The organism is Streptomyces goshikiensis (assembly GCF_014650555.1).
In the GTDB taxonomy this organism is placed as follows: Bacteria; Actinomycetota; Actinomycetes; order Streptomycetales; family Streptomycetaceae; genus Streptomyces; species Streptomyces goshikiensis.
Window position 1 is genome coordinate 160,189 of sequence record NZ_BMVE01000001.1, and the last position, 23,083, is coordinate 183,271.

Below are 23,083 nucleotides of genomic sequence, written 5' to 3' on the forward strand. Positions count from 1 at the left end.
TGGCCGGTGATGTCCTTCGACCACCGGCCCTTCCGTCTGCTCGCCCTGCCCGCCCTGGCGGCCGTACTGGCCCTCGCGGGCTGCACACCGGGCGATGACGAGGCCCGGGTGGATCCGCCCCCCACGCCGCCCGCCGAGGTCGCGAAGCTCTGTGCGGCACTGCACGAAAAGCTCCCCGACACGGTGGCCGGCCTGGCGCGGACCACCACCCGGCCCGCGTCGGATCTGACGGCCGCGTGGGGCGGCTCGGCGATCGTACTGCGGTGCGGTATCCCCAAACCCCCCGAGATGGCTGATCCGGAGCAGGAGGGCGTCGAGGTCAACGGCGTCCGGTGGCTGCTGGAGCCGGTCCCCGACAGTGCCGGCGGGGGGTTCCGGTTCATCACCGGGCTGCGCCTCGCGTACACCGAGGTCCGGGTCGACAAGGAGCATGCCACGGATGCGGGGATGCTCGTCGGGCCGTCCGCCGCCGTCGCCGAGACCGTCCCGGAGGGCGTCTCCTCGTACTGACCGTCCTGACGAGGGCCGCGCGCGCCCCTTCGCACACCGACCGCCCGCCGGGAATCCCGGCGGGCGGTCGCTGTGTCGTACGGGTGGGCGCGCGGCTAGCGCAGCCCCGTGGGGCGGCGCAGGGCGGCCTGGATCAGGAGGTCGACCAGTTCCTGGTACTCGACCCCGGACTCCTGCCACATGCGCGGGTACATGGAGATGGGGGTGAAGCCCGGCATGGTGTTGATCTCGTTGATGACGAAGGTGCCGTCCTCGGTGAGGAAGAAGTCGGCGCGCACCAGGCCCTCGCAGGACGCGGCCTCGAAGGCCTCGACCGCGAGCCGCCGCACCTCGGCGGTCTGCTCCGGGGTGAGCGGGGCGGGCACGATTCCGGAGGCGGAGTCGATGTACTTCGCCTCGAAGTCGTAGAAGTCGTGGCTGGAGACCGGCGGGATCTCGGCGGGGGCGCTCGCGCGCGGCCCGTCCTCGAATTCCAGCACGCCGCACTCGATCTCGCGGCCGCGCAGCAGCGCCTCGACGATGATCTTCGGGTCGTGGCGCTGGGCCTCGCGGACCGCTTCGTCCAGGCCGGAGACGTCGTCGACCTTGGTGATGCCGATCGAGGAGCCGGCCCGGGCGGGCTTGATGAACAGCGGCCAGCCGTGCTCTTCGGCGAAGTCCAGGATCCGGCCGCGGGCGGCGTCCGCGTCGCGCGTCCACTCGCGGGGGCGGACGGTGATGTACGGGCCGACGTTCAGTCCGAAGGACGTGAACACCCGCTTCATGTAGTCCTTGTCCTGGCCGACGGCCGAGGCGAGGACGCCGGAGCCGACGTACGGGATCCCGGCGAGCTCCAGCAGCCCCTGGAGGGTGCCGTCCTCGCCGTACGGGCCGTGCAGCACCGGGAAGACGACGTCGACCTCGCCCAGGGCCTTGGGGACGGCGCCCGGCTCGGTGTAGACGACCTCGCGGTTGGCGGGGTCCACCGAGAGCACGACGGCGCCGTCCTCGGAGTCGGCGAGGTCGTCGACGCTGGGGAGCTTCCGGTCGGCGATGGCCATCCGGGACGGCTCGTCGGCGGTCAGCGCCCACCGGCCGTCGGTGGTGATGCCGATGGGCAGCACCTCGTACTTGGACCGGTCGATGGAGCGCAGCACGGCGCCCGCGGTGACGACCGAGATGGCGTGTTCCGAGCTGCGGCCGCCGAACACGACGGCCACGCGGGGCTTGCGGCCCTGCTGCTCAGGGGTCTGGGGGAGGTTCTCGCTGCTCATATCGCCACGACGATACCCGCTCACACGTCCGGAATGGAGTCAGTGGCGTTCCGGTTTGGCGCTGCGTCCCATCAGTTCCTTGAGCGCGACCAGCGGGGGCTTGCCGTGGTGGACGATGTCGACCACGGTGTCGGTGATCGGCATGTCCACTCCGTGGCGGCGGCCCAGATCGGCCACCGACTGGCAGGACTTGACCCCCTCGGCGGTCTGCTTGGTGACCGCGATGGTCTCCTCCAGGGTCATCCCGCGGCCCAGGTTGGTGCCGAAGGTGTGGTTCCGGGAGAGCGGCGAGGAGCAGGTGGCGACGAGGTCGCCGAGGCCGGCGAGGCCGGAGAAGGTGAGCGGGTCGGCGCCCATGGCCAGGCCCAGCCGGGTGGCTTCGGCGAGGCCGCGGGTGATGAGCGAGCCCTTGGTGTTGTCGCCGAGGCCCATGCCGTCCGCGATGCCGACGGCGAGGCCGATGACGTTCTTGACGGCGCCGCCGAGTTCGCAGCCGATGACGTCGGTGCTGGTGTACGGGCGGAAGTACGGGGTGTGGCAGGCGGCCTGGAGCCGCTGGGCGACGGCCTCGTCCACGCAGGCGACGACGGACGCGGCGGGCTGGCGGGCGACGATCTCGCGGGCGAGGTTGGGGCCGGTGACGACGGCGACGCGCCCGGCGGGGACCTTGGCCACCTCTTCGATGACCTCGCTCATCCGCTTGGCGCTGCCGAGTTCGATGCCCTTCATCAGGGAGACGAGCACGGTGTCGGCGGGCAGCAGCGGGGCCCATTCGGCGAGGTTGCCGCGCAGGGTCTGGGAGGGGATGGCCAGGACGGCGAAGTCGGCGCCGCGGGCGGCCTCGGCGGCGTCGGAGGTGGCGCGCATGTTCGCGGGCAGTTCGACGCCGGGGAAGTAGTCCGGGTTGGTCCGGCCGCCGTTGATGGCGTCGACGACCTCTTGGCGGCGGCCCCACAGGGTCACCTCGCAGCCGGCGTCGGCGAGCACCATGCCGAAGGCGGTGCCCCAGGAGCCGGTTCCGTAGACGGCTGCCTTCACGGGACGTGTCACTTGCTGTCCTCCCCCGCGGCCTTGCGCCGCTGTTCCGCCCTGGCCTTGCGATGGTCGTACGGCTCCGCGGGTGCCTGCTGGCCCCGCAGCTCCTCCAGGAGCTCGGTGATGGCCGCCATGATGGTCTCGGTGGCGTCCTTGAGGACGTCCGGCGTGGGTTCGCGGTCGTAGAACCCGGAGAGGTCCACGGGCGGTCCGGCCTTCACCTGGAGGGTCTTGCGCGGGAACAGCCGGAGCTTGTTCTCCTTGGCGTAGGGCGGCATCGCGAGGTTCGCGCCCCACTGGGCCACCGGAATGACGGGGGCCCGGGTCACCAGGGCGACGCGGGCGGCGCCCGTCTTGCCGGCCATCGGCCACATGTCGGGGTCCCGGGTGAGGGTGCCCTCGGGGTAAAAGGCCACGCATTCGCCGCTCTCGATGGCGGTCACGGCGGCCCGGAATGCGTCCAGGGCGTTCGTGGACTCCCGGTAGACGGGGATCTGGCCGGACCCGCGCAGGATCGAGCCGACAAAAGGCACCTTGAAGAGGGCGGCCTTCGCGAGCAATCGCGGCACCCGACCGCTGTTGTACTGGAAGTGCGCGTACGACAGCGGGTCCAGATACGAGTTGTGATTGACGGCGGTGATAAATCCGCCCTCGGCCGGAATGTGCTCCATTCCCCGCCAGTCCCGCTTGAAGAGCACTACCAGCGGCGGTTTCGCGATCACCGCTGCCAGGCGGTACCAGAAGCCGATTCTGCGGCGGGACACTCGAACACCTTCCTCTAGGACCGGTGCGTGGATTGGGCACCTCGTCGGCCGGACAAGTGTGGCCCTGGATTCCGGTCGCTGTCGAGAACACCGTACGCCCCGCTCGCGGCCGCGAACCCCCGGGTGGGCCGGGCGAAGGCGACAATGGGCCGACGCATGACCAGGCCATGACCCGGCCATGGTCCACGGAGGCGCGCGAACGCGTCGCAGGGGAAGGAGTCGGCCACGAGCGGCGTATGGAGCCTGGTGGTCCCGCTGAAGCCGCTGGCCGTGGGGAAGAGCCGGCTGGCGGTGGCGGTGGGAGCGTCCCGGCCGGGGCTGGCGCTGGCGTTCGCCCAGGACACCGTGGCGGGGGCCCTGGCCTGCGCGGCGGTCGCCGATGTGGTGGTCGTCACGGACGATTCGCTGGCCGGATCGGAACTGGCCCGGCTGGGCGCCCGGATCGTCGCGGACGCCCCGGGCGCCGGGCTCAACGCGGCCCTGGCCCACGGGGCGCGGGCGGCGCGGGCGGGCCGCCCGGGCTGTGCGGTGGCCGCGATGAACGCGGATCTGCCGGCGCTGCGGCCGCCGGAATTGCTACGCGTGCTCGAAACCGCTTCGGTATTTCCCCGGGCATTTCTGGCGGATGCGGCGGGAATCGGGACGACCTTGCTTTCCGCTGCTCCGGACGTGGAATTGGCACCCTCGTTCGGCGGCCCGTCCCGGGCGCGGCATTCCGCTTCGGGGGCGGTGGAAATGACCCTGGAGGGTGTCGACAGCGTGCGCCGGGACGTGGACACGGCGGCGGATCTGCGGACCGCACTCGCCCTCGGCGTGGGGCGGCACACGGCCCGATACAGTGCCCGTATGCAGGCGACCGCGTACACGTACGACTCCCAGACCCGAAGCGGCAGCGTGCTGCTGGACGACGGCACCCCGGTGCCCTTCGAGGCCCCGGCGTTCGACGCGGGCGGCCTGCGCCTGCTGCGTCCCGGGCAGCGGGTCCGGATCGAGACGGACGGCGAGGGGGCGGGTCTGCGGATCACCCTGATCACCCTGCAGACCTTCTGAGCCCCCCGTCCGACCTGGGGAAACACCCCGAAAGAACGCACCGCGGGCCGGCTTCCCCACCTGAGGGGAAGCCGGCCCGGCGTGTGTGACTGCTGCCCTTACTTCTTGCGGGCCGTGGTCTTCTTCGCGGTGGTCTTGCGCGCCGTCGCCTTCTTGGCGGGCGCGGTGGTCTTCGCGGTGGCCTTCTTGGCCGCCGGAGCGGTCTTCTTGGCCGTGGTCGCGGTCTTCTTGGCCGTGGCGGCCGCCTTCTTGACGGTGGCCTTCTTCGCCGCCGGCGTGGCCTTCTTCGCCACTGCGGTCTTCGCGGTGGCCTTCTTGACGGCCGTGGCCGTGGTCTTCTTGGCGACGGTCTTCTTCGCGACCGCGGTCTTCGCCGCCGCCTTCTTGGCGGTGGTGGCCTTCTTGGCCGCGGCCTTCTTGACCGTCGCGGAAGCACCTCCGGTGAGGCTGCCCTTGGGGGCCTTCTTCACCGACACCTCGCCACCCTTGGGGAGCTTCTTGGTGCCGCTGACCAGGTCCTTGAACCCCTGGCCCGCACGGAAACGGGGCACGGAGGTCTTCTTGACCCGGACGCGCTCACCGGTCTGCGGGTTGCGGGCGTAACGGGCCGGGCGGTCCACCTTCTCGAACGAGCCGAAGCCCGTGACCGAGACCCGGTCGCCCGCGACGGTCGCGCGGACGATGGCGTCCAGTACCGCGTCGACGGCGTCCGCGGCCTGCTGGCGGCCGCCCAGCTTGTCGGCAATCGCTTCTACGAGCTGCGCCTTGTTCACGTCTTCCCCTTCGGAGACTTCGCCAGAACGAATGTGTTCAAGCTTATTTCGCACGTTAGGCGGATATATACCGCAAATCAAACACGAAACGGGCTAATCACCCTAGTGCCGCAACGTTGTAGGCCGTTACGGAGTTCCTTCGCATCAGTCGCCTTCAGGGAATCGACCCTCGTCGAGGTCCTTCATCAACCTGTCCAGGCGCCTTGCCGCATCGGCGAGATCATGCTTCGCCGCGGCCGTGACGACCAACAGCTTCCGGGACAGCGCCATCCTTACGCCCTCCGGGACTTGCAGCGTGCGCACCCTTGTGTGTGCTTCTTTCAATCGGTCCGCGACCAGTTCGTAGAGCTCAAGTTGACTGTCGCGTTCCATGCACAGATTGTGCCATCTGGGGCGAGTTGTCGCCTCACGGGGCCTCAACACACAGCTGTGCCCCCCGCCGGAGGGCGGGGGGCACAGTGTTGTCTTCATGATCACCCGAGGGCGAATAAGCGCTGATCAGGCCGGAATCAGGCCCGAATGGTGCGCGGCTTGTGTGCGGGCCGGGCGCTTTCGTACGTCGCGATGTCCGCTTCGTTCTGAAGGGTGAGCGAGATGTCGTCCAGCCCCTCCAGCAGCCGCCAGCGGGCGTTGTCGTCGAGCTCGAACTCGGCCTCGACGCCTTCCGCTCGGACCTGGCGGGCGACCAGGTCGACCGTGATCTCGGCGGTCGGGTCGGCCTCGCTCAGCTGCCACAGCCGGTCGACGGTCTCCTGCGGCAGGACCACGGTCAGCAGACCGTTCTTCAGCGAGTTGCCGCGGAAGATGTCGGCGAACCGGGAGGAGATGACCGTCTTGAAGCCGAAGTTCTGAAGGGCCCACACGGCGTGCTCGCGCGAGGAGCCGGTGCCGAAGTCGGGGCCCGCGACCAGCACGGTCGCGCCCGCGCGCTCCGGGCGGTTCGTGACGAACTCGGGGTCCTTGCGCCAGGCCTCGAAGAGCCCGTCCTCGAACCCGTCGCGGGTGATCTTCTTCAGCCAGTGGGCCGGGATGATCTGGTCGGTGTCGACGTTGCTGCGGCGCAGCGGGACGGCCCGGCCGGTGTGGGTGGTGAAGGCTTCCATGGTTCAGACTCCGGCGGTCGCGGTGGCGTCGGACAGATCGGCGGGCGAGGCCAGATGGCCCAGCACCGCGGTGGCCGCGGCCACCTGCGGGGAGACCAGGTGGGTGCGCCCGCCCTTGCCCTGGCGGCCCTCGAAGTTGCGGTTGGAGGTGGACGCGGAGCGCTCACCGGGCGCCAGTTGGTCGGGGTTCATGCCCAGGCACATCGAACAGCCCGCGTGCCGCCATTCGGCGCCGGCCTCCTTGAAGACCTTGTCCAGGCCCTCCTCCACGGCCTGGAGCGCGACGCGCACCGAGCCGGGGACGACCAGCATCCGTACGCCGTCGGCGACTTTGCGGCCCTCGATGATGCCGGCGACGGCGCGCAGGTCCTCGATGCGGCCGTTGGTGCAGGAACCTACGAAGACGGTGTCGACGTTGATGTCGCGCAGCGGCTGTCCGGCCTCCAACCCCATGTATTCCAGGGCCTTTTCGGCGGCGTGGCGCTCCGAAGCGTCCTCGTACGAAGCGGGGTCGGGGACGTTGGCCGACAGCGGCGCGCCCTGGCCCGGGTTGGTGCCCCAGGTGACGAACGGGGACAGCGCGGTGCCGTCGATGACGACCTCCGCGTCGAAGACGGCGTCGTCGTCGGTGCGCAGGGTCCGCCAGTAGGCGACCGCCGCGTCCCAGTCCTCGCCCTCGGGGGCGTGGTCGCGGCCCCGGAGGTAGTCGAAGGTGGTCTGGTCGGGGGCGATCATGCCCGCGCGGGCGCCGGCCTCGATCGACATGTTGCAGATGGTCATGCGGGCTTCCATCGACAGCTTCTCGACGGCCTCGCCGCGGTACTCCAGGATGTAGCCCTGGCCACCGCCGGTGCCGATCCTGGCGATGATGGCCAGGATCAGGTCCTTGGCGGTGACGCCCTCGGCCAGCGCGCCGGTGACGGTGATGGCCATCGTCTTGGGGCGGGCCAGCGGGAGCGTCTGGGTGGCCAGTACGTGCTCGACCTGGCTGGTGCCGATGCCGAAGGCCAGCGCGCCGAAGGCGCCGTGGGTGGAGGTGTGGGAGTCGCCGCAGACCACGGTGGTGCCGGGCTGGGTCAGTCCCAGCTGCGGTCCCACCACGTGGACGACGCCCTGCTCGACGTCGCCCAGCGAGTGCAGGCGCACGCCGAACTCGGCGCAGTTCGCCCGCAGCGTCTCCAGCTGGGCCCGGGAGACCGGGTCCGCGATCGGCTTGTCGATGTCGAGGGTGGGGGTGTTGTGGTCCTCGGTCGCGATGGTGAGGTCCAGGCGGCGGACCTTGCGGCCGGCCTGCCGCAGGCCCTCGAAGGCCTGGGGGCTGGTCACCTCGTGCAGCAGGTGCAGATCGATGAAGAGGAGGTCGGGCTCGCCCTCGGCGCGCCGGACGACGTGGTCGTCCCAGACCTTCTCCGCGAGTGTCCTACCCATCGCTTTCCCTCCGGCTCACCGTCCCGGATCCAGTGGTTCGTGGACCCGTACATACAGACTCGCTGGTTCTTGGAAAAATTGAACTTGCGTTTCACAGTGTGAGACGTGAATATCGTTTCATGGACAACTCTAGCGGCGTCGGCGTTCTCGACAAGGCAGCTCTGGTATTGAGCGCACTGGAGTCCGGTCCGGCCACCCTCGCCGGGCTGGTCGCGGCGACAGGGCTCGCACGACCCACGGCACATCGCCTTGCCGTGGCTTTGGAACACCACCGGATGGTGGCGAGGGACATGCAGGGCCGGTTCATCCTCGGTCCGCGGCTGGCGGAGCTCGCCGCCGCGGCCGGCGAGGACCGCCTGCTGGCCACGGCGGGACCGGTGCTCACCCACCTCCGCGATGTGACGGGCGAGAGCGCGCAGCTCTACCGGCGCCAGGGCGACATGCGCATCTGCGTGGCCGCGGCCGAGCGGCTGTCGGGGCTCCGGGACACCGTCCCGGTGGGCTCCACGCTCCCGATGAAGGCCGGTTCGGCGGCGCAGATCCTGATGGCGTGGGAGGAGCCCGAGCGGCTCCACCGGGGCCTGCAGGGCGCGCGGTTCACGGCGACGGCGCTCTCGGGCGTACGGCGCCGCGGCTGGGCCCAGTCGATCGGTGAGCGGGAGCCCGGCGTGGCCTCCGTCTCGGCGCCGGTGCGCGGGCCCTCGAACCGCGTGGTGGCCTCGGTGTCGGTCTCCGGGCCGATCGAGCGCCTGACCCGGCACCCGGGGCGGATGCACGCCCAGGCCGTCATCGACGCGGCCGCCCGTCTGACGGAGGCCCTGCGCCGCTCCGGCTGACCCGTACACCTTTCCCCTTGCACACCCCCCGGGTCCGGGGGCGCGTACGACGCCGCACACGTCCTACGACGCGCCTCCGGGCCCGTACTGATGAGCCCGTACCGATGGGCCCGGCCGCGCCGGGGCAAAGCAAAGAGGCCTTCCGCGATGATCGCGAAAGGCCTCTTCCGTGCGTACCCCCGACCGGATTCGAACCGGCGCTACCGCCTTGAGAGGGCGGCGTGCTAGGCCGCTACACAACGGGGGCTAGCTGTTACTGCGGTACTACGCTGGGCTACCAGGACTCGAACCTAGAATAAGGGAACCAGAAACCCTCGTGTTGCCAATTACACTATAGCCCAAAGGTCTAGACCAGCTAGACACAGTACCCCCGACCGGATTCGAACCGGCGCTACCGCCTTGAGAGGGCGGCGTGCTAGGCCGCTACACAACGGGGGCCCTAGCGATCCTGCATCAAGACGTCCGGGAGCTACCCAAATGGAGATCTTGCGGGAAGGATCTGTACCCCCGACCGGATTCGAACCGGCGCTACCGCCTTGAGAGGGCGGCGTGCTAGGCCGCTACACAACGGGGGCAAAGCACTGCGTTACTTCTGCACTGCGCTGGGCTACCAGGACTCGAACCTAGAATAAGGGAACCAGAAACCCTCGTGTTGCCAATTACACTATAGCCCACCAAAACTCAAGCCCTTGAGGGACTTTCGTTTGGTTAGCGCCCCCGTGTCCGGCCTTTCGGCCCGCTCCGGCGGCGCAGAAAGAACATTACCGGATGCCTGACCGTGCTCCAAAACGGGTATCCCGTGCCAGCAGCTCCGGGAGCCGGGCCAGCCCGGCGATCCGGTGCACTCCGGACGGGGTCGGTCCGGCCCCTCCCTCGCGGTCCAGCCAGAACGCCGTGAGCCCTGCGTCGCGGGCGCCGCGCGCATCGATTTCCGGCTGGTCGCCCACGTACGCCACCTCGTGCGGCGGCAGCCCGAGCGCCTCGCACGCGGCGAGGAAGGCCCGCGCCTCGGGCTTGCTGATGCCCAGTTCGGCGGCGCAGACCAGGACCTCGAAGCGCTCGCGCAGCCCGAGGGCGCGCAGCTTCGGGTCCTGGTTGGCCAAGGAGGAGTTGGAGAGCACGCCGTGCCGGTACCCGGCCGCGAGGGCGTCCAGTACGGGCACCACGTCGGGGAACACCACCCAGGCCGCCCGGTAGTGCGCCACGTACCGCCCGAACCAGACCTCGGCCTCCTCGTCGGTCAGCAGCGGCGCCCCGAGGAAGTCCCGCACCCGGTCCCGGCGCTGGCCGTCGAAGGTGACCTCGCCGGCGCCGAAGCGCGCCCAGTGCAGTTCGGTGATGCGGCGCCAGCGGGCGAGCGCCTCGGCCGGGGACCCGTACCGCTCCGCGATCCCCTCCTGCTCCAGGTGTCGCGCGAGTCCGGCCCGGTCCGCACCGGTGTAGTCGAACAGGGTGTCGTCGATGTCCCAGAGCACGGCGCGGATCGGCATACGCCGAGGCTACGCCGGGAGGTCCTCGCTCGGGGGCACGACGAAGAAATCGGTGACGAAGCAGGTGATCTCGCCCTGGGCGTCGCGGCCCACCCAGGTCGGGTACGCGCCGTCGCCCCAGCCGGAGCCGAAGGCCACCAGGTTGTGGCCGTCCTCGCCGTCGACCAGGTAGGGGCCGGGCTGGTGCCCGGTGGCCTCGAAGGCGTCCCAGAGCGGCCCCTCGTCGCCCTCGCAGTCCGGGAACGAGTCGTCGGCCGCGGCGTCGTAGAAGCAGCCCGTGCCCGCGTCGACCCCGTAGCCGAAGAACTCGTCCTCGTCGAGGGTCGCCGGGTCCTGGCCCTCATGCAGGGCGGGCTCCCAGGTGACGGCCGGGCGGTCGGCGATCACCAGGCGGACGGCGGCGATCCGCAGGTGCGGGTCCCGCGCCGGGGGCTCCTCGGGCCGGGTGATGGTGACCACGGCGGCCTGCACCCGGTAGCTGCCCGGCGCCACCCGCGCGGTGAAGGGCGGTATGTCACCGGTGCCGAGGCAGATGAAGGGGTCGCAGGCCACGACGCTGCCGGAGGGCAGCCGCAGCTCGCCCGCGTCGACCACCGAGAGGGTCCCGACGGGCCCGTCCTCGTACGAGAAGGTGTGGCCCGGGGTGAAGTGCCGGGCGTAGTCGGGGGCGGTCAGCGGCATGGCGGGTCCTTCGCGGGCGGGCGGTACGGGTACGTACGCACGGGCAGTCGATCTTCCGCAGACCCTAGCGGCGGACGCCGACAACGCCGCGGGGGGCGGCGGCCGGAACTCCGGCCGCCGCCCCCCGCGGGAGGTGCTGCGCGCTTACGCGGCGAGCTTCGCCAGCGCCGCGTCGATGCGGGCCAGGGACCGCTCCTTGCCCAGGATCTGCAGGGACTCGAACAGCGGCAGGCCGACCGTGCGGCCGGTGACGGCGACGCGGACCGGGGCCTGGGCCTTGCCGAGCTTGAGGCCGTGGGCCTCGCCGGCGGTGAGGACGGCCTGCTTGAGGGACTCGGGGTCGCTCCAGTCGGCCGCGTCCAGGTTGGCGCGGGCGGTGGTCAGCAGGGCCGCCGGCTCGCCCTTCATCGCCTTGTCCCAGGACGGCTGGTCCTCGACGGGCTCCTTGCGGAACAGGAAGTCCACGTTGGCGGTGATGTCCGACAGGACGGTCACGCGGGTCTGGGCGTACGGCGCGATGGCCGCCCAGGCCTCGGCGTCGAAGTCGGCCGGCTCCCAGTTGGCGTGCGGGGCCTGGAGCCACGGGGTGCAGGCGTCCGCGAAGGCCTTCGGGTCGAGCAGCCGGATGTGGTCGGCGTTGATCGCCTCGGCCTTCTTCAGGTCGAAGCGCGCCGGGTTGGCGTTGACGTCCGGAATGTCGAACTTCGCCACCATCTCCTCGATCGAGAAGATGTCCTGGTCCTTGGAGAAGGACCAGCCGAGCAGCGACAGGTAGTTCAGCAGGCCCTCGGGCAGGAAGCCGCGCTCGCGGTACAGGTTGAGCGAGGACTCCGGGTCGCGCTTGGAGAGCTTCTTGTTGCCCTCGCCCATCACGTACGGCAGGTGGCCGAACTCCGGGACCGCCTTGGCGACGCCCAGCTCGATCAGCGCCTTGTAGAGCGCGATCTGGCGCGGGGTCGAGGACAGCAGGTCCTCGCCGCGGAGCACGTGCGTGATCTCCATCAGCGCGTCGTCGACCGGGTTGACCAGCGTGTACAGCGGCGCGCCGTTGGCCCGCAGGATGCCGAAGTCCGGCACGTTCTCCGGGGTGAAGGTCAGCTCGCCGCGGACCAGGTCGGTGAAGGTGATCGGCTCGTCGGGCATCCGGAAGCGGACGATCGAGGAGCGGTGCTCGCCCTGGTACGCCTCCAGCTGCACGGTGGTCAGCTCGCGGCAGTGGCCGTCGTAACCGGAGGGCTTGCCGGCCGCGCGGGCGGCGGCGCGGCGCGCGTCCAGCTCCTCGGTGGTGCAGTAGCAGTCGTACGCGTAGCCGCCGTCCTTGAGCTTCTTCGCGACGTCCGCGTAGAGGTCCATGCGCTGCGACTGGCGGTACGGGGCGTGCGGGCCGCCCACCTCGGGACCCTCGTCCCAGGTGAAGCCGAGCCAGCGCAGCGAGTCCAGCAGCTGGACGTACGACTCCTCGGAGTCGCGCGCCGCGTCGGTGTCCTCGATGCGGAAGACGAACGTACCGCCGTGGTGCCGGGCGAACGCCCAGTTGAAGAGGGCGGTACGGACCAGGCCCACGTGGGGGTTGCCGGTCGGGGAGGGACAGAAACGTACGCGGACGTTCGCGTTAGCCACGCTTGATCACCTTGTTGGTGAGAGTGCCGATGCCTTCGATGGTGACGGCGACCTCGTCGCCGACGTTGAGGGGGCCGACTCCGGCCGGGGTCCCCGTGAGGATGACGTCGCCCGGGAGCAGCGTCATGGCCTCGGTGATGTGGACGATCAGGTCCTCGATGGAGCGGACCATGTCGCTGGTGCGGCCGAGCTGGCGCTGTTCGCCGTTCACGGTGCACTGGATGGTCAGGTCGCGCGGGTCCAGATCGGTCTCGATCCAGGGGCCGAGGGGGCAGGAGCTGTCGAAGCCCTTGGCGCGGGCCCACTGCTTCTCGCGCTGCTGCACGTCGCGTGCGGTGACGTCGTTGGCGCAGGTGTAGCCGAGGATCACGTCCTTGACGCGCTCCTTGGGGACCTCGCGGCACATGCGGCCGATGACCACGGCGAGCTCCGCCTCGTGGTGGAGGTCCTGCGAGAAGGAGGGGTACGTGATCGGGTCGCCCGGGCCGACCACCGAGGTGGAGGGCTTGAAGAAGGTGATGGGGGCTTCCGGACGGCCTTCGCTGTCGAAGATGGCGTTGCCCAGCTCCGCCGCGTGCTCCGCGTAGTTGCGGCCGATGGCCACGACCTTGTTCGGGAGCACGGGCGGCAGCAGCCGGACCTTGTTCAGCGGGACCTTCGTGCCGGACAGCTCGAAGTCCGCGAACGGGATGCCCTTGATGATGTCGAGGACGAGCTCGTCGGGGCCGGAGCCCTCGACCGCCCCGAACGCGACATTGCCGTCGATCGAGAACCTGGCGATGCGCACGTGTTGCGTCTGCCCCTCTGTATTTCCGCTGGCTGGAGTCTGCGGACTCCAGGCTAACGCGGCGGGCAGCGGCGCTCCGCGTCCTTGAGGGGAGCGGCTACTGCGCGGCGGCGGCGACCGGCGCGTCCATGAGGGTGGTGCGGCGCGGGTTCGCGGTCTGGGCCGGCAGGTCGACGGTGTGTTCCTGGACCTCCACCGCCTGCAGCTCCTCGGCGTCCTTCAGGTGCGCGAGGGTGGTGCGGCGCGGGTTGGCTATGTTGCGGAACATCATCGTCGTCTTCATCGGAGTTTCGGGCCCTCGGCTCGCTCGGTGGGGTGTCGGTCAGCGCTTCGCCGACCTCGTAAAGGGCAAGGCTAAACATCTGAATCCGTCACCGAACCGGGAAGTAATGGCCATGACCGTGTGAGTTTGCTCACCCGTGACCACTCATACCGGTCATAACGGACAGTCAATTCCGCCCGAAAAAACGGACATTGCGCCACTGAATCAGCCATTCCGCTCCTGATCATCTCGACTGGGACACCTTGCCAGGAGCAGTGTTTGGATGACGTAAGTCCGGTTTGGCCCGAAAGGACTTCCACGTCGCGTAGTGCCGCCCTCACGAACCGTGACCGTCTTCACGGGCCGACACGCGCATCTTGTTGGAGATCCGCCACTGTGCTGGAATTCGCGGGACCGCCGCGGGAATCAGCCGGCGCGCAGGTGGCGCGACTCAGCGCCGAGCGCGGTGGCAAGGAGAGGGAGACGCGCCGGTCACCGACGACCACCATGGGGCCGTTAGTGCCCCACGACTCGACACCGTCCCACCGGTCGCCCGGTGAGACGCCTGGTCCAGAGGTTGCGACGCTAGTGCAGGGACGATTCAAGAGGGATGGCAGCGCTGCGGCGGAGCAGGAGCCGCGCGGCGGGACCGACCGTGGCTCCTCGCCCCAGCACGCCCAGAACCGCGGGCCGGCTGCAGACGGAGCGAGCCCCCACGCCTCCACCACGGTGAAGGCCAAGGGTCGCGGCAAGTCCGGCGCCAAGTCCAAGGGCTTGGCCAAGGGCAGCGACAAGGGCAAGGTCAAGGACCAGTCCGCCGAGCTGGACGTGGCGATACCGAAGGTCCCCAGCGGACCCGGTTCCCGTCTCGCCATGCAGAACTGGCGCATCAGCACGCGACTGGTGTCGCTGCTGACCCTGCCCGTCGTCGCGGCCACCACGCTCGGTGGCTTCCGCATCAACGACTCGCTCAACGACATCGCGCAGCTGGAGCACATGCAGCTCCTGACGACGATGACCCGGCAGGCCACCAACCTGGCCGCCATGCTCCAGACCGAGCGCGACAACTCCGCGGGTCCGCTGTCGGCCGACAAGTCGGGCAGGGTCAACAGCATCGTCCAGGGCGTCCGCGACCAGACGGACGCGGCAGCCAAGTCCTTCACCTCCGCGACCGACAAGGTCGACGGCGCCGAGGACAAGGACGAGACGCTCAAGTCGATCCGCAACAACATCCTGCAGATCGGCCGCCAGCTCACCGGCATCGAGGACATCCGCAAGAAGGCGTACCAGAACGGCGCCCAGCAGACCGTCACCGAGTACAACGCGCTGATCGTCTCGCTGCTCTCCCTCTCGCAGGACATGGCCCAGGCCACCTCCAACCCCGAGATGATCAAGCGTACCCGTGCCCTGGCGGCGTTCTCCTCCGCCAAGGAGTACGCCTCCATCCAGCGCGCGATCATCGCCGCCTCGCTCCCGGACCCGTCGGTCGCGGACAAGCCCGGCCGGCTGGAGGAGAACGACCGCCTGTACGCCCTCTCCGCGCTCCGCGGTGAGAGCCAGTCCAAGAAGACCTTCGAACTCGTCTACCAGGGCAAGCCCGAGGAACTCCTCGCGTCGCTCGGCGACGGCAACCCGGAGATCGGCACCGCCGACCACTACGCCCGCCGCGTCCTGAGCACCCAGGGTCAGTTCGGCAAGGAGAAGAACCGCTCCTGGCTCGACTGGTACGACGCCGACGACAACAAGCTCCAGGCCATGAAGGTCATCGAGCTCACCCTGCTCGAAGACATGGAGCAGAAGGCCCGTGAGCTGAAGAACGAGGCCCAGCAGGACGCCATCATCAACGGTGCCCTGATCCTCCTCGTCCTCGGTGTCTCCCTCGTCGGCGCCTTCGTCATGGCCCGGTCGATGATCCGCTCGCTGCGCCGCCTCCAGGACACCGCGACGCGCGTCGCCCAGGACCGTCTGCCCGAGCTCGTCAAGCAGCTCTCCGAGTCCGACCCGCAGGACGTGGACACGTCCGTGGAGTCGGTCGGCGTGCACACCCGCGACGAGATCGGCCAGGTGGCCGCGGCCTTCGACGACGTGCACCGCGAGGCCGTCCGCCTCGCCGCCGAGCAGGCCCTCCTCCGGGGCAACGTCAACGCGATGTTCACCAACCTCTCGCGCCGTTCCCAGGGCCTCATCCAGCGTCAGCTCTCGCTCATCTCGGAGCTGGAGTCCCGCGAGGCCGACCCGGACCAGCTGTCCTCGCTCTTCAAGCTCGACCACCTCGCGACCCGCATGCGCCGTAACGGCGAAAACCTCCTCGTCCTCGCGGGCGAGGAGCCGGGCCGCCGGTGGACCCGCCCCGTCCCGCTCGTCGACGTGCTCCGCGCCGCGGCGTCCGAGGTGGAGCAGTACGAGCGCATCGAACTCGCGTCGGTGCCCGGCACCGACGTCGCCGGCCGCGTCGTCAACGACCTCGTGCACCTCCTCGCCGAGCTGCTGGAGAACGCCACCTCGTTCTCCTCCCCGCAGACCAAGGTCAAGGTCACCGGTCACGCGCTCCCCGACGGCCGCGTGCTCGTCGAGATCCACGACACCGGTATCGGCCTCTCCCCCGAGGACCTCGCCGCGATCAACGAGCGGCTCGCGTCGCCGCCGACCGTGGACGTCTCCGTCTCCCGCCGCATGGGCCTGTTCGTGGTCGGCCGCCTGTCCCTGCGACACGGCATCCGCATCCAGCTGCGCCCGTCCGACTCCGGCGGTACGACGGCCCTCGTCATGCTCCCCGTGGACGTCGCCCAGGGCGGCAAGAAGCCGGGCCCGATGCCGGGCCAGGGTCCGCAGGGCGGTCCCGGCGGCCAGGGCGCCGTCGGTCCGCAGGGCTCCGGCCCCGGCCAGGGCGCCGTGTCCGGCGGGGGCGCACGTCCTCCCGTGGGCGGTGGCCCGCAGCGCGGCCAGGTCGCCGGCGGCGGGCAGCGTGCCGCGCTCCCCGCGCGGGACGGCGGCCCCGGCCAGCAGCGTCCGCAGGGCGGCGGCCGGCCCCAGCAGCCGGGCGGTCCCTCCGCCCGTCCGCAGGGCGGCCCCGGCGCGCCCACCGGCCAGGGCCAGGGCGGTCAGGGCGGTCAGAGTGCCTTCGGGTCCGGTGCTCCGCTGGCGGGCCGCGGCCCGCAGCCCCGTCCGGCGGCCGCTCCCCCGGCTCCCCAGACGGGCGGGCCCTCGGGGTTCCCGCAGGGCAACGGCTTCGAGCGGCCCCAGGCTCCTCAGCAGGCTCAGCCCCAGCAGTCCCAGCAGGCTCAGCAGCACTCCCAGCCCCAGCAGTCCCAGCAGCAGTCGGCTCCCTCCGCTCCGGCCCAGCGCGGCTCCCGGCCGCAGCTGCCGGCGCGCGGCGGCGCCCCGCGTCCGGAGCTTCCGGGTGCGGGTGCGGGTACGGCCGGCCCCGGCGGGATCCCGCAGGCCACCAGCTGGGGTGCCGGCCAGGGCGGCCAGGAGGTTCCGCGCGGCCACGACGAGCTGTCGGGCCCCGGCGCGACGGCCGAGTTCGCCCGCCCGGACTTCAACGCCCCGCAGCCCCCGGCCGCGTACGACAGCGGTTCGACCGGCCAGTTCGAGCGTCCCGACGTGCGCGGGGGTTCCCTGAACCCCTCCACCACCACCGGGCAGTTCGAGCGTCCGGAGCCGCGCGGCGGCGCCGCCGACCCCGCGTCGACCGGCCAGTTCGCCCGCCCGGACTACCCGGCCACCCGGCCCGGCGGTCCCGGTGTCGGCGGCCCCGGCCGCCAGCAGGGCCAGGCGCCCCAGTCCGGCGGCTACGCCCCCGTACCGGCCACGCGTCCGGAGTCCCCGCGGGTACCGGAGGCGCTGCCGCCGGCCCAGAGCTCCGGTGAGGCCCGCAGCCCCATCTTCGACACGCTGGAGTCGAACTGGTTCCGTCAGGAGGGCGGCGAACAGCAGCCCTCCGAGCAGGCGCCGGCCGTACCCCAGCAGCCGCAGCAGCACCAGGCGGCCCCCACGCCCCCGGGTGCGCCGCAGCGCATCCAGCAGCCCCTGCCGACGCGCAGCATGGAACTTCCGGCCGATCCCGCCCCGGCGGCGACCGGAAGCATGCCGACCGTAAGCTGGCGTTCCTCGCCGAACGACGAGCTGATGCGGCAGGCCGAGCGCGTGCGCCAGCCCGCCGCCGGCGGTATCACCACCTCCGGTCTGCCCCGGCGCGTGCCGCGGGCCAACCTCGTCGCCGGCACCGCGCAGCAGCAGGCCGACGCCCAGCCCGGTCCGCAGGTCTCGCGGGCCCCGGACGACGTCCGCGGCCGTCTGACCAACCTCCGACGCGGTATCCAGCAGGGACGCCAGGCCGGCAACAACGGCCCGGCCACCGGCAGTTACCACATCGACCCCACTTACCAGCAGGAGCGTTAGTTGAGTTCGATGAGCCAGGCGGCACAGAACCTGAACTGGTTGATCACCAACTTCGTGGACAACACCCCAGGGGTGTCCCACACGGTGGTGGTCTCCGCCGACGGCCTCCTTCTGGCGATGTCGGAAGGGTTCCCGCGCGACCGCGCCGATCAGCTGGCGGCCGTGGCCTCCGGTCTGACGTCGCTGACCGCCGGGGCCTCCCGCATCTTCGAGGGCGGCGCCGTCAACCAGACGGTGGTGGAGATGGACCGCGGGTTCCTCTTCCTTATGTCCGTCTCCGACGGATCCTCCCTGGCCGTACTGGCGCACCCCGAGTGCGACATCGGCCTCGTCGGTTACGAGATGGCCCTCCTCGTGGACCGCGCCGGCAGTGTCCTCACCCCGGACCTGCGCGCGGAACTCCAGGGAAGCCTGCTCATCTGACCGCCCATCTCCCGGCCGGACGGTACTTCCGGCCGGGGGACCGGGGTAACCACCCCGGAACCCAGTACCACCGCCAGGCCGTCATACCGTCCCCCCACCGGCCGCCCCGTCAGACGGCACGCTGACCACTGCTGTCCAGCCCGGAGGATCAATGACCCCGCCCCCCGCCTACTCCGATTCGTACGACTCGTCGTACTCGGAAGGCGACCAGCCGCTGGTTCGTCCGTACGCGATGACCGGTGGCCGGACCCGTCCGCGCTACCAGCTCGCCATCGAGGCGCTGGTCAGCACCACGGCCGACCCGATGCACCTCTCCGGCCTGCTGCCGGAGCACCAGCGGATCTGCACGCTGTGCCGCGAGGTGAAGTCGGTCGCGGAGGTCTCCGCACTGCTGTCGATGCCGCTCGGTGTCGCCCGGATCCTCGTCGCCGACCTGGCGGAGGCCGGAATGGTGGCCATCCACCAGCCGGGCAATGGAGAGGCCGGCGGCACGCCGGATGTGACGCTGCTCGAAAGGGTTCTCAGTGGACTTCGCAAGCTCTAACGGTGGAGCGGCTCCTCGCTCCACCACCTCCGCGAAGATCGTGGTGGCGGGCGGCTTCGGCGTGGGCAAGACCACGTTCGTCGGCGCCGTCTCCGAGATCAACCCGCTGCGCACCGAGGCCGTGATGACGTCCGCCAGCGCGGGCATCGACGATCTGACGCACACCGGGGACAAGACGACCACCACGGTCGCCATGGACTTCGGCCGCATCACCCTGGACCAGGACCTGATCCTGTACCTCTTCGGTACTCCCGGTCAGGACCGCTTCTGGTTCATGTGGGACGACCTCGTCCGCGGCGCCATCGGTGCCATCGTCCTCGTCGACACCCGCCGTCTCGCCGACTGTTTCCCGGCGGTGGACTACTTCGAGAACAGCGGCCTTCCCTTCGTCGTGGCCCTCAATGGCTTCGAGGGGTACCAGCCGTACACCCCGGAGGAGGTGCGCGAGGCGCTGCAGATCGGACCGGATGCTCCGATCATCACCACCGACGCCCGCCACCGGGCGGACGCCAAGAGCGCGCTCATCACGCTCGTCGAGCACGCCCTCATGGCACGGCTCAAGTAACGCGGTTCAAGTAACGCGGTTCAAGCCAGGTGTCTCAAGGGGCACCACGCAAGCAGCACCAGTTCTTCACAACGTGGGAGGGGCGGGCTGTGTCCTAAGACACGGCCCGCCCTTCTCGTTCATAACGTTTCGACAGAGAATTGGCGGGATTTCGGCACAGGATGCGTTCGCGTGGTGCCACTGCGCTCACAACTCCCCCCGCATTTGCCGCAGCTCGCTCTTTATGTCCGATTTATGTGAGGCATAAGTCTCTGGGACGCGCCGTTTTCAACTGTTTGGAGCACGGCCGTCGGCCGTGCTGGAATTCAACGAACTAGCTAGTAGCACCGCCGGAAGGTTGTTGGTCGAGTGAGGCGAAGCAACTCGGGCCCCGCGGATGAACCCGCGCGCGGCAACTTCACCCCGCCGCCCCGTGCGGCCGCGTCACCCGTCGACGTACCCGCTGACCTGCCGCCGAGCGGCAGCAGCAGCAGGTTCGCGCCCCGTAACTGGCGCGTGCCGACGAAGCTGAACGCCATTCTGCTCGTGCCCGTCCTCGTCGGACTGGTCATGGGCGGATTCCAGGTGAAGGGCTCCGTCGACAGCTGGAACGAGGCGAAGGACGCCGAGAAGACGGCGCGCATCGTCGAGGCGGCCTCCGAATACAGCGAGGCCCTCCTCAACGAACGCGACCTGACCGCCGCTCCGCTCCTCAAGGGCGACCGCAACAACGACGCCGTCGCGAAGGCGTACGCGACGACGGACGCGGCCAAGGCCAAGTTCGCCGCGGCGTCGAAGGACCTGCCCGCGGGGCAGGGACTGGAGCGCCGTCTGGAGCTCTTCCGTCAGGAGGAGCCCAAGCTGGAGCAGGTCCGCAAGACGGCGTACGCGGCTCCGGAGACGGCCAAGAAGAACGCCCAGGCCAACCAGTTCGGTCCCATTCCGACCGAAGAGGGGTACGTGCTGGTCCAGCACTACCTCATGCAGTTCTCCAATGAACTCGGTCTCGGCACCGGCAACGTCACCAGCTACGGCCGCATGGTCTACGCGATCGAGCTGGCCAAGGCCGCGAACTCGCTGCAGCGCGCCGTCGGTACCCACCTGCTGGTGCGCCCCTCGGACAACGACGAGGTCCGCAAGGCCCAGCTGGTCGCCTTCTCCTCCTACGCCTACCTCGAAGAGATAGCCATCGGCGAGTACGTCGCCGCCGGCACCGACGAGGACGTGGCCCGCCTCAAGGAGGTCATGGGCAAGAAGTCGGAGGAGGGCGCCGCCAAGCTCGCCGCCGCGAAGCAGCAGGCGGAGCAGTCCGGCGCGAAGTTCACTCCCCCGCCCGTCGTCAACGGCTCGGCCCTCACCGGCATGACCGAGGCGATAGCCGGCGGCGCGAAGAACACCAAGCTCGCCGTGGACGGCACCACCCCGCAGGCCTGGCAGGCCGCCGCCACCGCCAAGTTCGACGGTTACGCCGAGGTCGAGACCGAGCTCCTCGCCAAGGCCGTCAAGGACGCGGTCGCGGTCTCCGACGAGTCCCGCAACGACGCCATCGTCACCGGCGCCATCGTGGTCGTCGCCCTGCTCGCCGCCTTCATCATGGCGGGCATGATGGCCCGCCAGATGGGCCGCTCGATGCGCCGCCTGCGCAGCGCCGCCTTCGACATCGCCGAGCAGCGGCTGCCGATGCTCGTCGACCAGCTCTCGCGTACGGATCCGGGCAAGGTGGACACCCGTGTCGTCGCGATCCCGATCGACTCCCAGGACGAGATCGGCGAGGTCGCCCGCGCGTTCGACCAGGTCCACCGGGAAGCGGTCCGGCTCGCCGCCGAGCAGGCGCTCCTGCGAGGGAACGTCAACGCGATCTTCACCAACCTCTCCATGCGCAACCAGTCGCTGATCGAGGGCCAGCTGACCCTCATCACCGACCTGGAGAACAACGAGGCCGACCCGGACCAGCTGGAGAACCTCTTCCGCCTGGACCACCTGGCGACCCGTATGCGCCGCAACGGCGAAAACCTCCTCATCCTCGCGGGTGAGGAACCGGGCCGCCGCTGGGACCAGCCGGTTCCCCTCGTCGACGTGCTGCGCGCCGCCTCCTCCGAGGTGGAGCAGTACGAGCGCATCGAACTCTCGGGCGTCTCCGAGGCAGAGATCCACGGCCAGGCCGTGACCGACCTCGTGCACCTGCTCGCCGAGCTCCTGGAGAACGCCACCACGTTCTCCTCCCCGCAGACCAAGGTCCGCGTCAACGCCACGCGTCTGCCCGACGGCCGCGTGATGGTCGAGATCCACGACAAGGGCATCGGTCTCACCGCCGAGGACTTCGCGGACATCAACCACAAGCTGGCCAACCCGCCGACCGTGGACGCCGCGATCTCGCAGCGCATGGGTCTGTTCGTGGTCGGCCGGCTGGCGGACCGCCACAGCATCCGCGTCCAGCTGCGCCCCTCGGGCGAGGCCGCCGGCACCACCTCGCTGATCATGCTCCCCGACGCCATCACCCACGGTGGCGGTGGCGAGGGCATCCCGGACGACGACTTCACCGTCTCCTCGATGATCCCGCAGCAGCAGATCCAGCAGCCCGCTCCGCTGCGTACGGCCGCCGAGCTCGGCTTCGACGACTCGCGCTACGACCGCGAGGGCGGCGACGGGGGCACCGAACTGGGCCCGGTCGGCCGGTCCCTGGGCCAGCAGGAGCGCCGGGCGGCGCTGGCGGCCCAGGTCAGCGGCTTCCCGGAGGAGCAGCAGGCGGAGTACTCCGGACCCTCCTCCCAGGAGTATCCGGAACCCCAGCCTGAGCACGGGTACCAGAGCTACCAGGGCTACGAGCAGCAGCCCCAGCAGGGCTTCGACGCCCCGTACGATGCTTCGCAGGCCCCCGGCGGCCAGCAGGGCTACCAGCCGTACCCGCAGCAGGGCTACGAGTATCCGGAGGCCTCCTACCAGGACGGACAGCCGGACGCCCAGTCCTACGAGGGTGGTTACGAAGCCCAGTCCCACCAGGCGGAGTGGCCCGAGCGGAACACCTATCCGGACGGCTACCAGCAGGACTACGGGACCGAATCGGAACCCAAGTCCGGTCCCGAAGCCGCCCCGGAACGCGTAGGCTTCGACCGTCCGGGCGCCGCTGCCGACACCGGTCACGAAATGACCGGAGCGGGCCTGCCGCGACGCGGCAGCCAGCAGCAGTGGCAGCCGGCGCAGCAGGAAGCGGAGTCCTCCGGATCTCTCTTCGAGCAGCGGCCGCAGCGTCAGCAGCAGCCCGCTGAGGCGGAGCGGGCCCCGGAGGGTACGGAAGGCACCAGTGCCTGGCGTTCGGCCAACGACGAGCGCTGGCAGCAGGCCGGCAAGCTCCGTGAGCCGAAGGCGGGCGGGGTCACCCCGTCCGGTCTCCCTCGGCGGGTGCCCAAGGCCAACCTGGTCGAGGGTGCTGCGGAGACGACCCCGCAGGGCGGCCCCCAGGTCTCCCGCGCCCCGGAGGACGTCCGTGGCAGGTTGAGCAACCTGCGACGCGGTGTCCAGCAGGGACGCAGCGCGGGTTCCGAGCAGTCAAGTAACAGCTATGACCAGGAGCGTTAG

At 70.3% G+C, this 23,083-nt stretch carries 19 protein-coding genes, 5 tRNA genes and 1 pseudogene; 8 read left to right on the forward strand and 17 right to left on the reverse strand.

Annotation, left to right across the window (positions count from 1 at the left end; translation table 11 throughout):
* The first annotated feature begins 9 nt into the window (after window positions 1–9).
* Window positions 10–510: a DUF3515 domain-containing protein gene (locus IE248_RS00740; RefSeq protein WP_190029780.1), complete on the forward strand. Its 501-nt coding sequence runs from the start codon at window positions 10–12 to the stop codon at window positions 508–510.
* A gap of 95 nt (window positions 511–605) precedes the next feature.
* Here the strand turns inward: IE248_RS00740 and IE248_RS00745 are convergent, their stop codons facing one another.
* The 3 genes from IE248_RS00745 to IE248_RS00755 are packed head-to-tail and all read right to left on the reverse strand — an operon-like array spanning window position 606 to window position 3,562.
* Complete coding sequence (locus tag IE248_RS00745) at window positions 606–1,763, reverse strand: D-alanine--D-alanine ligase family protein (RefSeq protein WP_073798375.1); 1,158 nt, start codon at window positions 1,761–1,763, stop codon at window positions 606–608.
* Window positions 1,764–1,802: 39 nt separating this feature from the next.
* Window positions 1,803–2,813: an NAD(P)H-dependent glycerol-3-phosphate dehydrogenase gene (locus IE248_RS00750; protein WP_008739884.1), complete on the reverse strand. Its 1,011-nt coding sequence runs from the start codon at window positions 2,811–2,813 to the stop codon at window positions 1,803–1,805.
* On the reverse strand, window positions 2,810–3,562 hold the full coding sequence (locus IE248_RS00755; RefSeq protein WP_008739882.1) for a lysophospholipid acyltransferase family protein: 753 nt from the start codon (window positions 3,560–3,562) through the stop codon (window positions 2,810–2,812). Before IE248_RS00755 ends, IE248_RS00750 begins: the two co-directional genes overlap by 4 nt.
* 243 nt (window positions 3,563–3,805) lie before the next feature.
* Between IE248_RS00755 and cofC the strand changes: the two are divergent.
* Window positions 3,806–4,405: pseudogene (gene cofC, locus IE248_RS00760) on the forward strand (2-phospho-L-lactate guanylyltransferase); the annotation flags it as partial.
* A 305-nt stretch (window positions 4,406–4,710) separates the two neighbouring features.
* Here the strand turns inward: cofC and IE248_RS00765 are convergent.
* The 4 genes from IE248_RS00765 to leuC all read right to left on the reverse strand — a co-directional run bounded on the left by IE248_RS00765 (window position 4,711) and on the right by leuC (window position 7,916).
* A complete protein-coding gene (locus IE248_RS00765; protein WP_008739879.1) occupies window positions 4,711–5,385 on the reverse strand; it encodes an HU family DNA-binding protein in 675 nt (224 codons plus the stop codon).
* A 144-nt stretch (window positions 5,386–5,529) separates the two neighbouring features.
* Complete coding sequence (locus IE248_RS00770; protein WP_008739877.1) at window positions 5,530–5,757, reverse strand: SCO5555 family protein; 228 nt, start codon at window positions 5,755–5,757, stop codon at window positions 5,530–5,532.
* Between the two features lie 137 nt (window positions 5,758–5,894).
* A complete protein-coding gene (leuD, locus tag IE248_RS00775) occupies window positions 5,895–6,488 on the reverse strand; it encodes a 3-isopropylmalate dehydratase small subunit (protein WP_008739874.1) in 594 nt (197 codons plus the stop codon).
* A gap of 3 nt (window positions 6,489–6,491) precedes the next feature.
* A complete protein-coding gene (gene leuC / locus IE248_RS00780; protein ID WP_008739873.1) occupies window positions 6,492–7,916 on the reverse strand; it encodes a 3-isopropylmalate dehydratase large subunit in 1,425 nt (474 codons plus the stop codon).
* 119 nt (window positions 7,917–8,035) lie between these two features.
* Between leuC and ndgR the strand changes: the two genes are divergently transcribed.
* Entirely contained in the window at window positions 8,036–8,752 is a 717-nt protein-coding gene (gene ndgR, locus IE248_RS00785) for an IclR family transcriptional regulator NdgR (RefSeq protein ID WP_007266782.1), read from the forward strand.
* 174 nt (window positions 8,753–8,926) lie between these two features.
* Here ndgR and IE248_RS00790 read toward each other — a convergent pair.
* The 10 genes from IE248_RS00790 to IE248_RS00835 form a co-directional block, all read right to left on the reverse strand.
* Window positions 8,927–8,999 (reverse strand) — tRNA-Glu (locus IE248_RS00790).
* 22 nt (window positions 9,000–9,021) lie between these two features.
* Window positions 9,022–9,093, reverse strand: a tRNA-Gln gene (locus IE248_RS00795).
* A gap of 24 nt (window positions 9,094–9,117) precedes the next feature.
* A tRNA-Glu gene (locus IE248_RS00800) sits at window positions 9,118–9,190 on the reverse strand.
* 64 nt (window positions 9,191–9,254) lie between these two features.
* Window positions 9,255–9,327 (reverse strand) — tRNA-Glu (locus IE248_RS00805).
* A gap of 27 nt (window positions 9,328–9,354) precedes the next feature.
* Window positions 9,355–9,426 (reverse strand) — tRNA-Gln (locus tag IE248_RS00810).
* 87 nt (window positions 9,427–9,513) lie between these two features.
* Complete coding sequence (locus tag IE248_RS00815; RefSeq protein ID WP_190029781.1) at window positions 9,514–10,242, reverse strand: HAD family hydrolase; 729 nt, start codon at window positions 10,240–10,242, stop codon at window positions 9,514–9,516.
* A 9-nt stretch (window positions 10,243–10,251) separates the two neighbouring features.
* The gene (locus IE248_RS00820) at window positions 10,252–10,923 is read right to left on the reverse strand and encodes a DUF4241 domain-containing protein (RefSeq protein WP_190029782.1); all 672 of its coding nucleotides are present in this window, start codon (window positions 10,921–10,923) and stop codon (window positions 10,252–10,254) included.
* 144 nt (window positions 10,924–11,067) lie between these two features.
* On the reverse strand, window positions 11,068–12,543 hold the full coding sequence (gene gltX / locus IE248_RS00825; RefSeq protein WP_008739870.1) for a glutamate--tRNA ligase: 1,476 nt from the start codon (window positions 12,541–12,543) through the stop codon (window positions 11,068–11,070).
* Entirely contained in the window at window positions 12,536–13,330 is a 795-nt protein-coding gene (locus tag IE248_RS00830; RefSeq protein WP_008739869.1) for a fumarylacetoacetate hydrolase family protein, read from the reverse strand. Before IE248_RS00830 ends, gltX begins: the two co-directional genes overlap by 8 nt.
* A gap of 97 nt (window positions 13,331–13,427) precedes the next feature.
* On the reverse strand, window positions 13,428–13,613 hold the full coding sequence (locus IE248_RS00835; protein WP_008739867.1) for a hypothetical protein: 186 nt from the start codon (window positions 13,611–13,613) through the stop codon (window positions 13,428–13,430).
* Window positions 13,614–14,180: 567 nt separating this feature from the next.
* On the opposite strand from IE248_RS00835, the gene IE248_RS00840 reads away from it, so the two are divergent.
* The 5 genes from IE248_RS00840 (at window position 14,181) to IE248_RS00860 (ending at window position 23,083) form a co-directional block, all read left to right on the forward strand.
* Window positions 14,181–17,996: a nitrate- and nitrite sensing domain-containing protein gene (locus IE248_RS00840; RefSeq protein WP_190029783.1), complete on the forward strand. Its 3,816-nt coding sequence runs from the start codon at window positions 14,181–14,183 to the stop codon at window positions 17,994–17,996.
* Between the two features lie 9 nt (window positions 17,997–18,005).
* Window positions 18,006–18,419 carry a roadblock/LC7 domain-containing protein gene (locus tag IE248_RS00845; RefSeq protein ID WP_008739864.1) on the forward strand — a complete coding sequence of 138 codons (414 nt, stop codon included), beginning with the start codon at window positions 18,006–18,008 and terminating at the stop codon, window positions 18,417–18,419.
* A 151-nt stretch (window positions 18,420–18,570) separates the two neighbouring features.
* On the forward strand, window positions 18,571–18,963 hold the full coding sequence (locus tag IE248_RS00850; protein ID WP_008739863.1) for a DUF742 domain-containing protein: 393 nt from the start codon (window positions 18,571–18,573) through the stop codon (window positions 18,961–18,963).
* Complete coding sequence (locus IE248_RS00855) at window positions 18,944–19,528, forward strand: GTP-binding protein (protein WP_073776607.1); 585 nt, start codon at window positions 18,944–18,946, stop codon at window positions 19,526–19,528. The genes IE248_RS00850 and IE248_RS00855 overlap by 20 nt, the downstream gene beginning before the upstream one ends.
* 348 nt (window positions 19,529–19,876) lie before the next feature.
* Window positions 19,877–23,083: a sensor histidine kinase gene (locus tag IE248_RS00860; protein ID WP_008739859.1), complete on the forward strand. Its 3,207-nt coding sequence runs from the start codon at window positions 19,877–19,879 to the stop codon at window positions 23,081–23,083.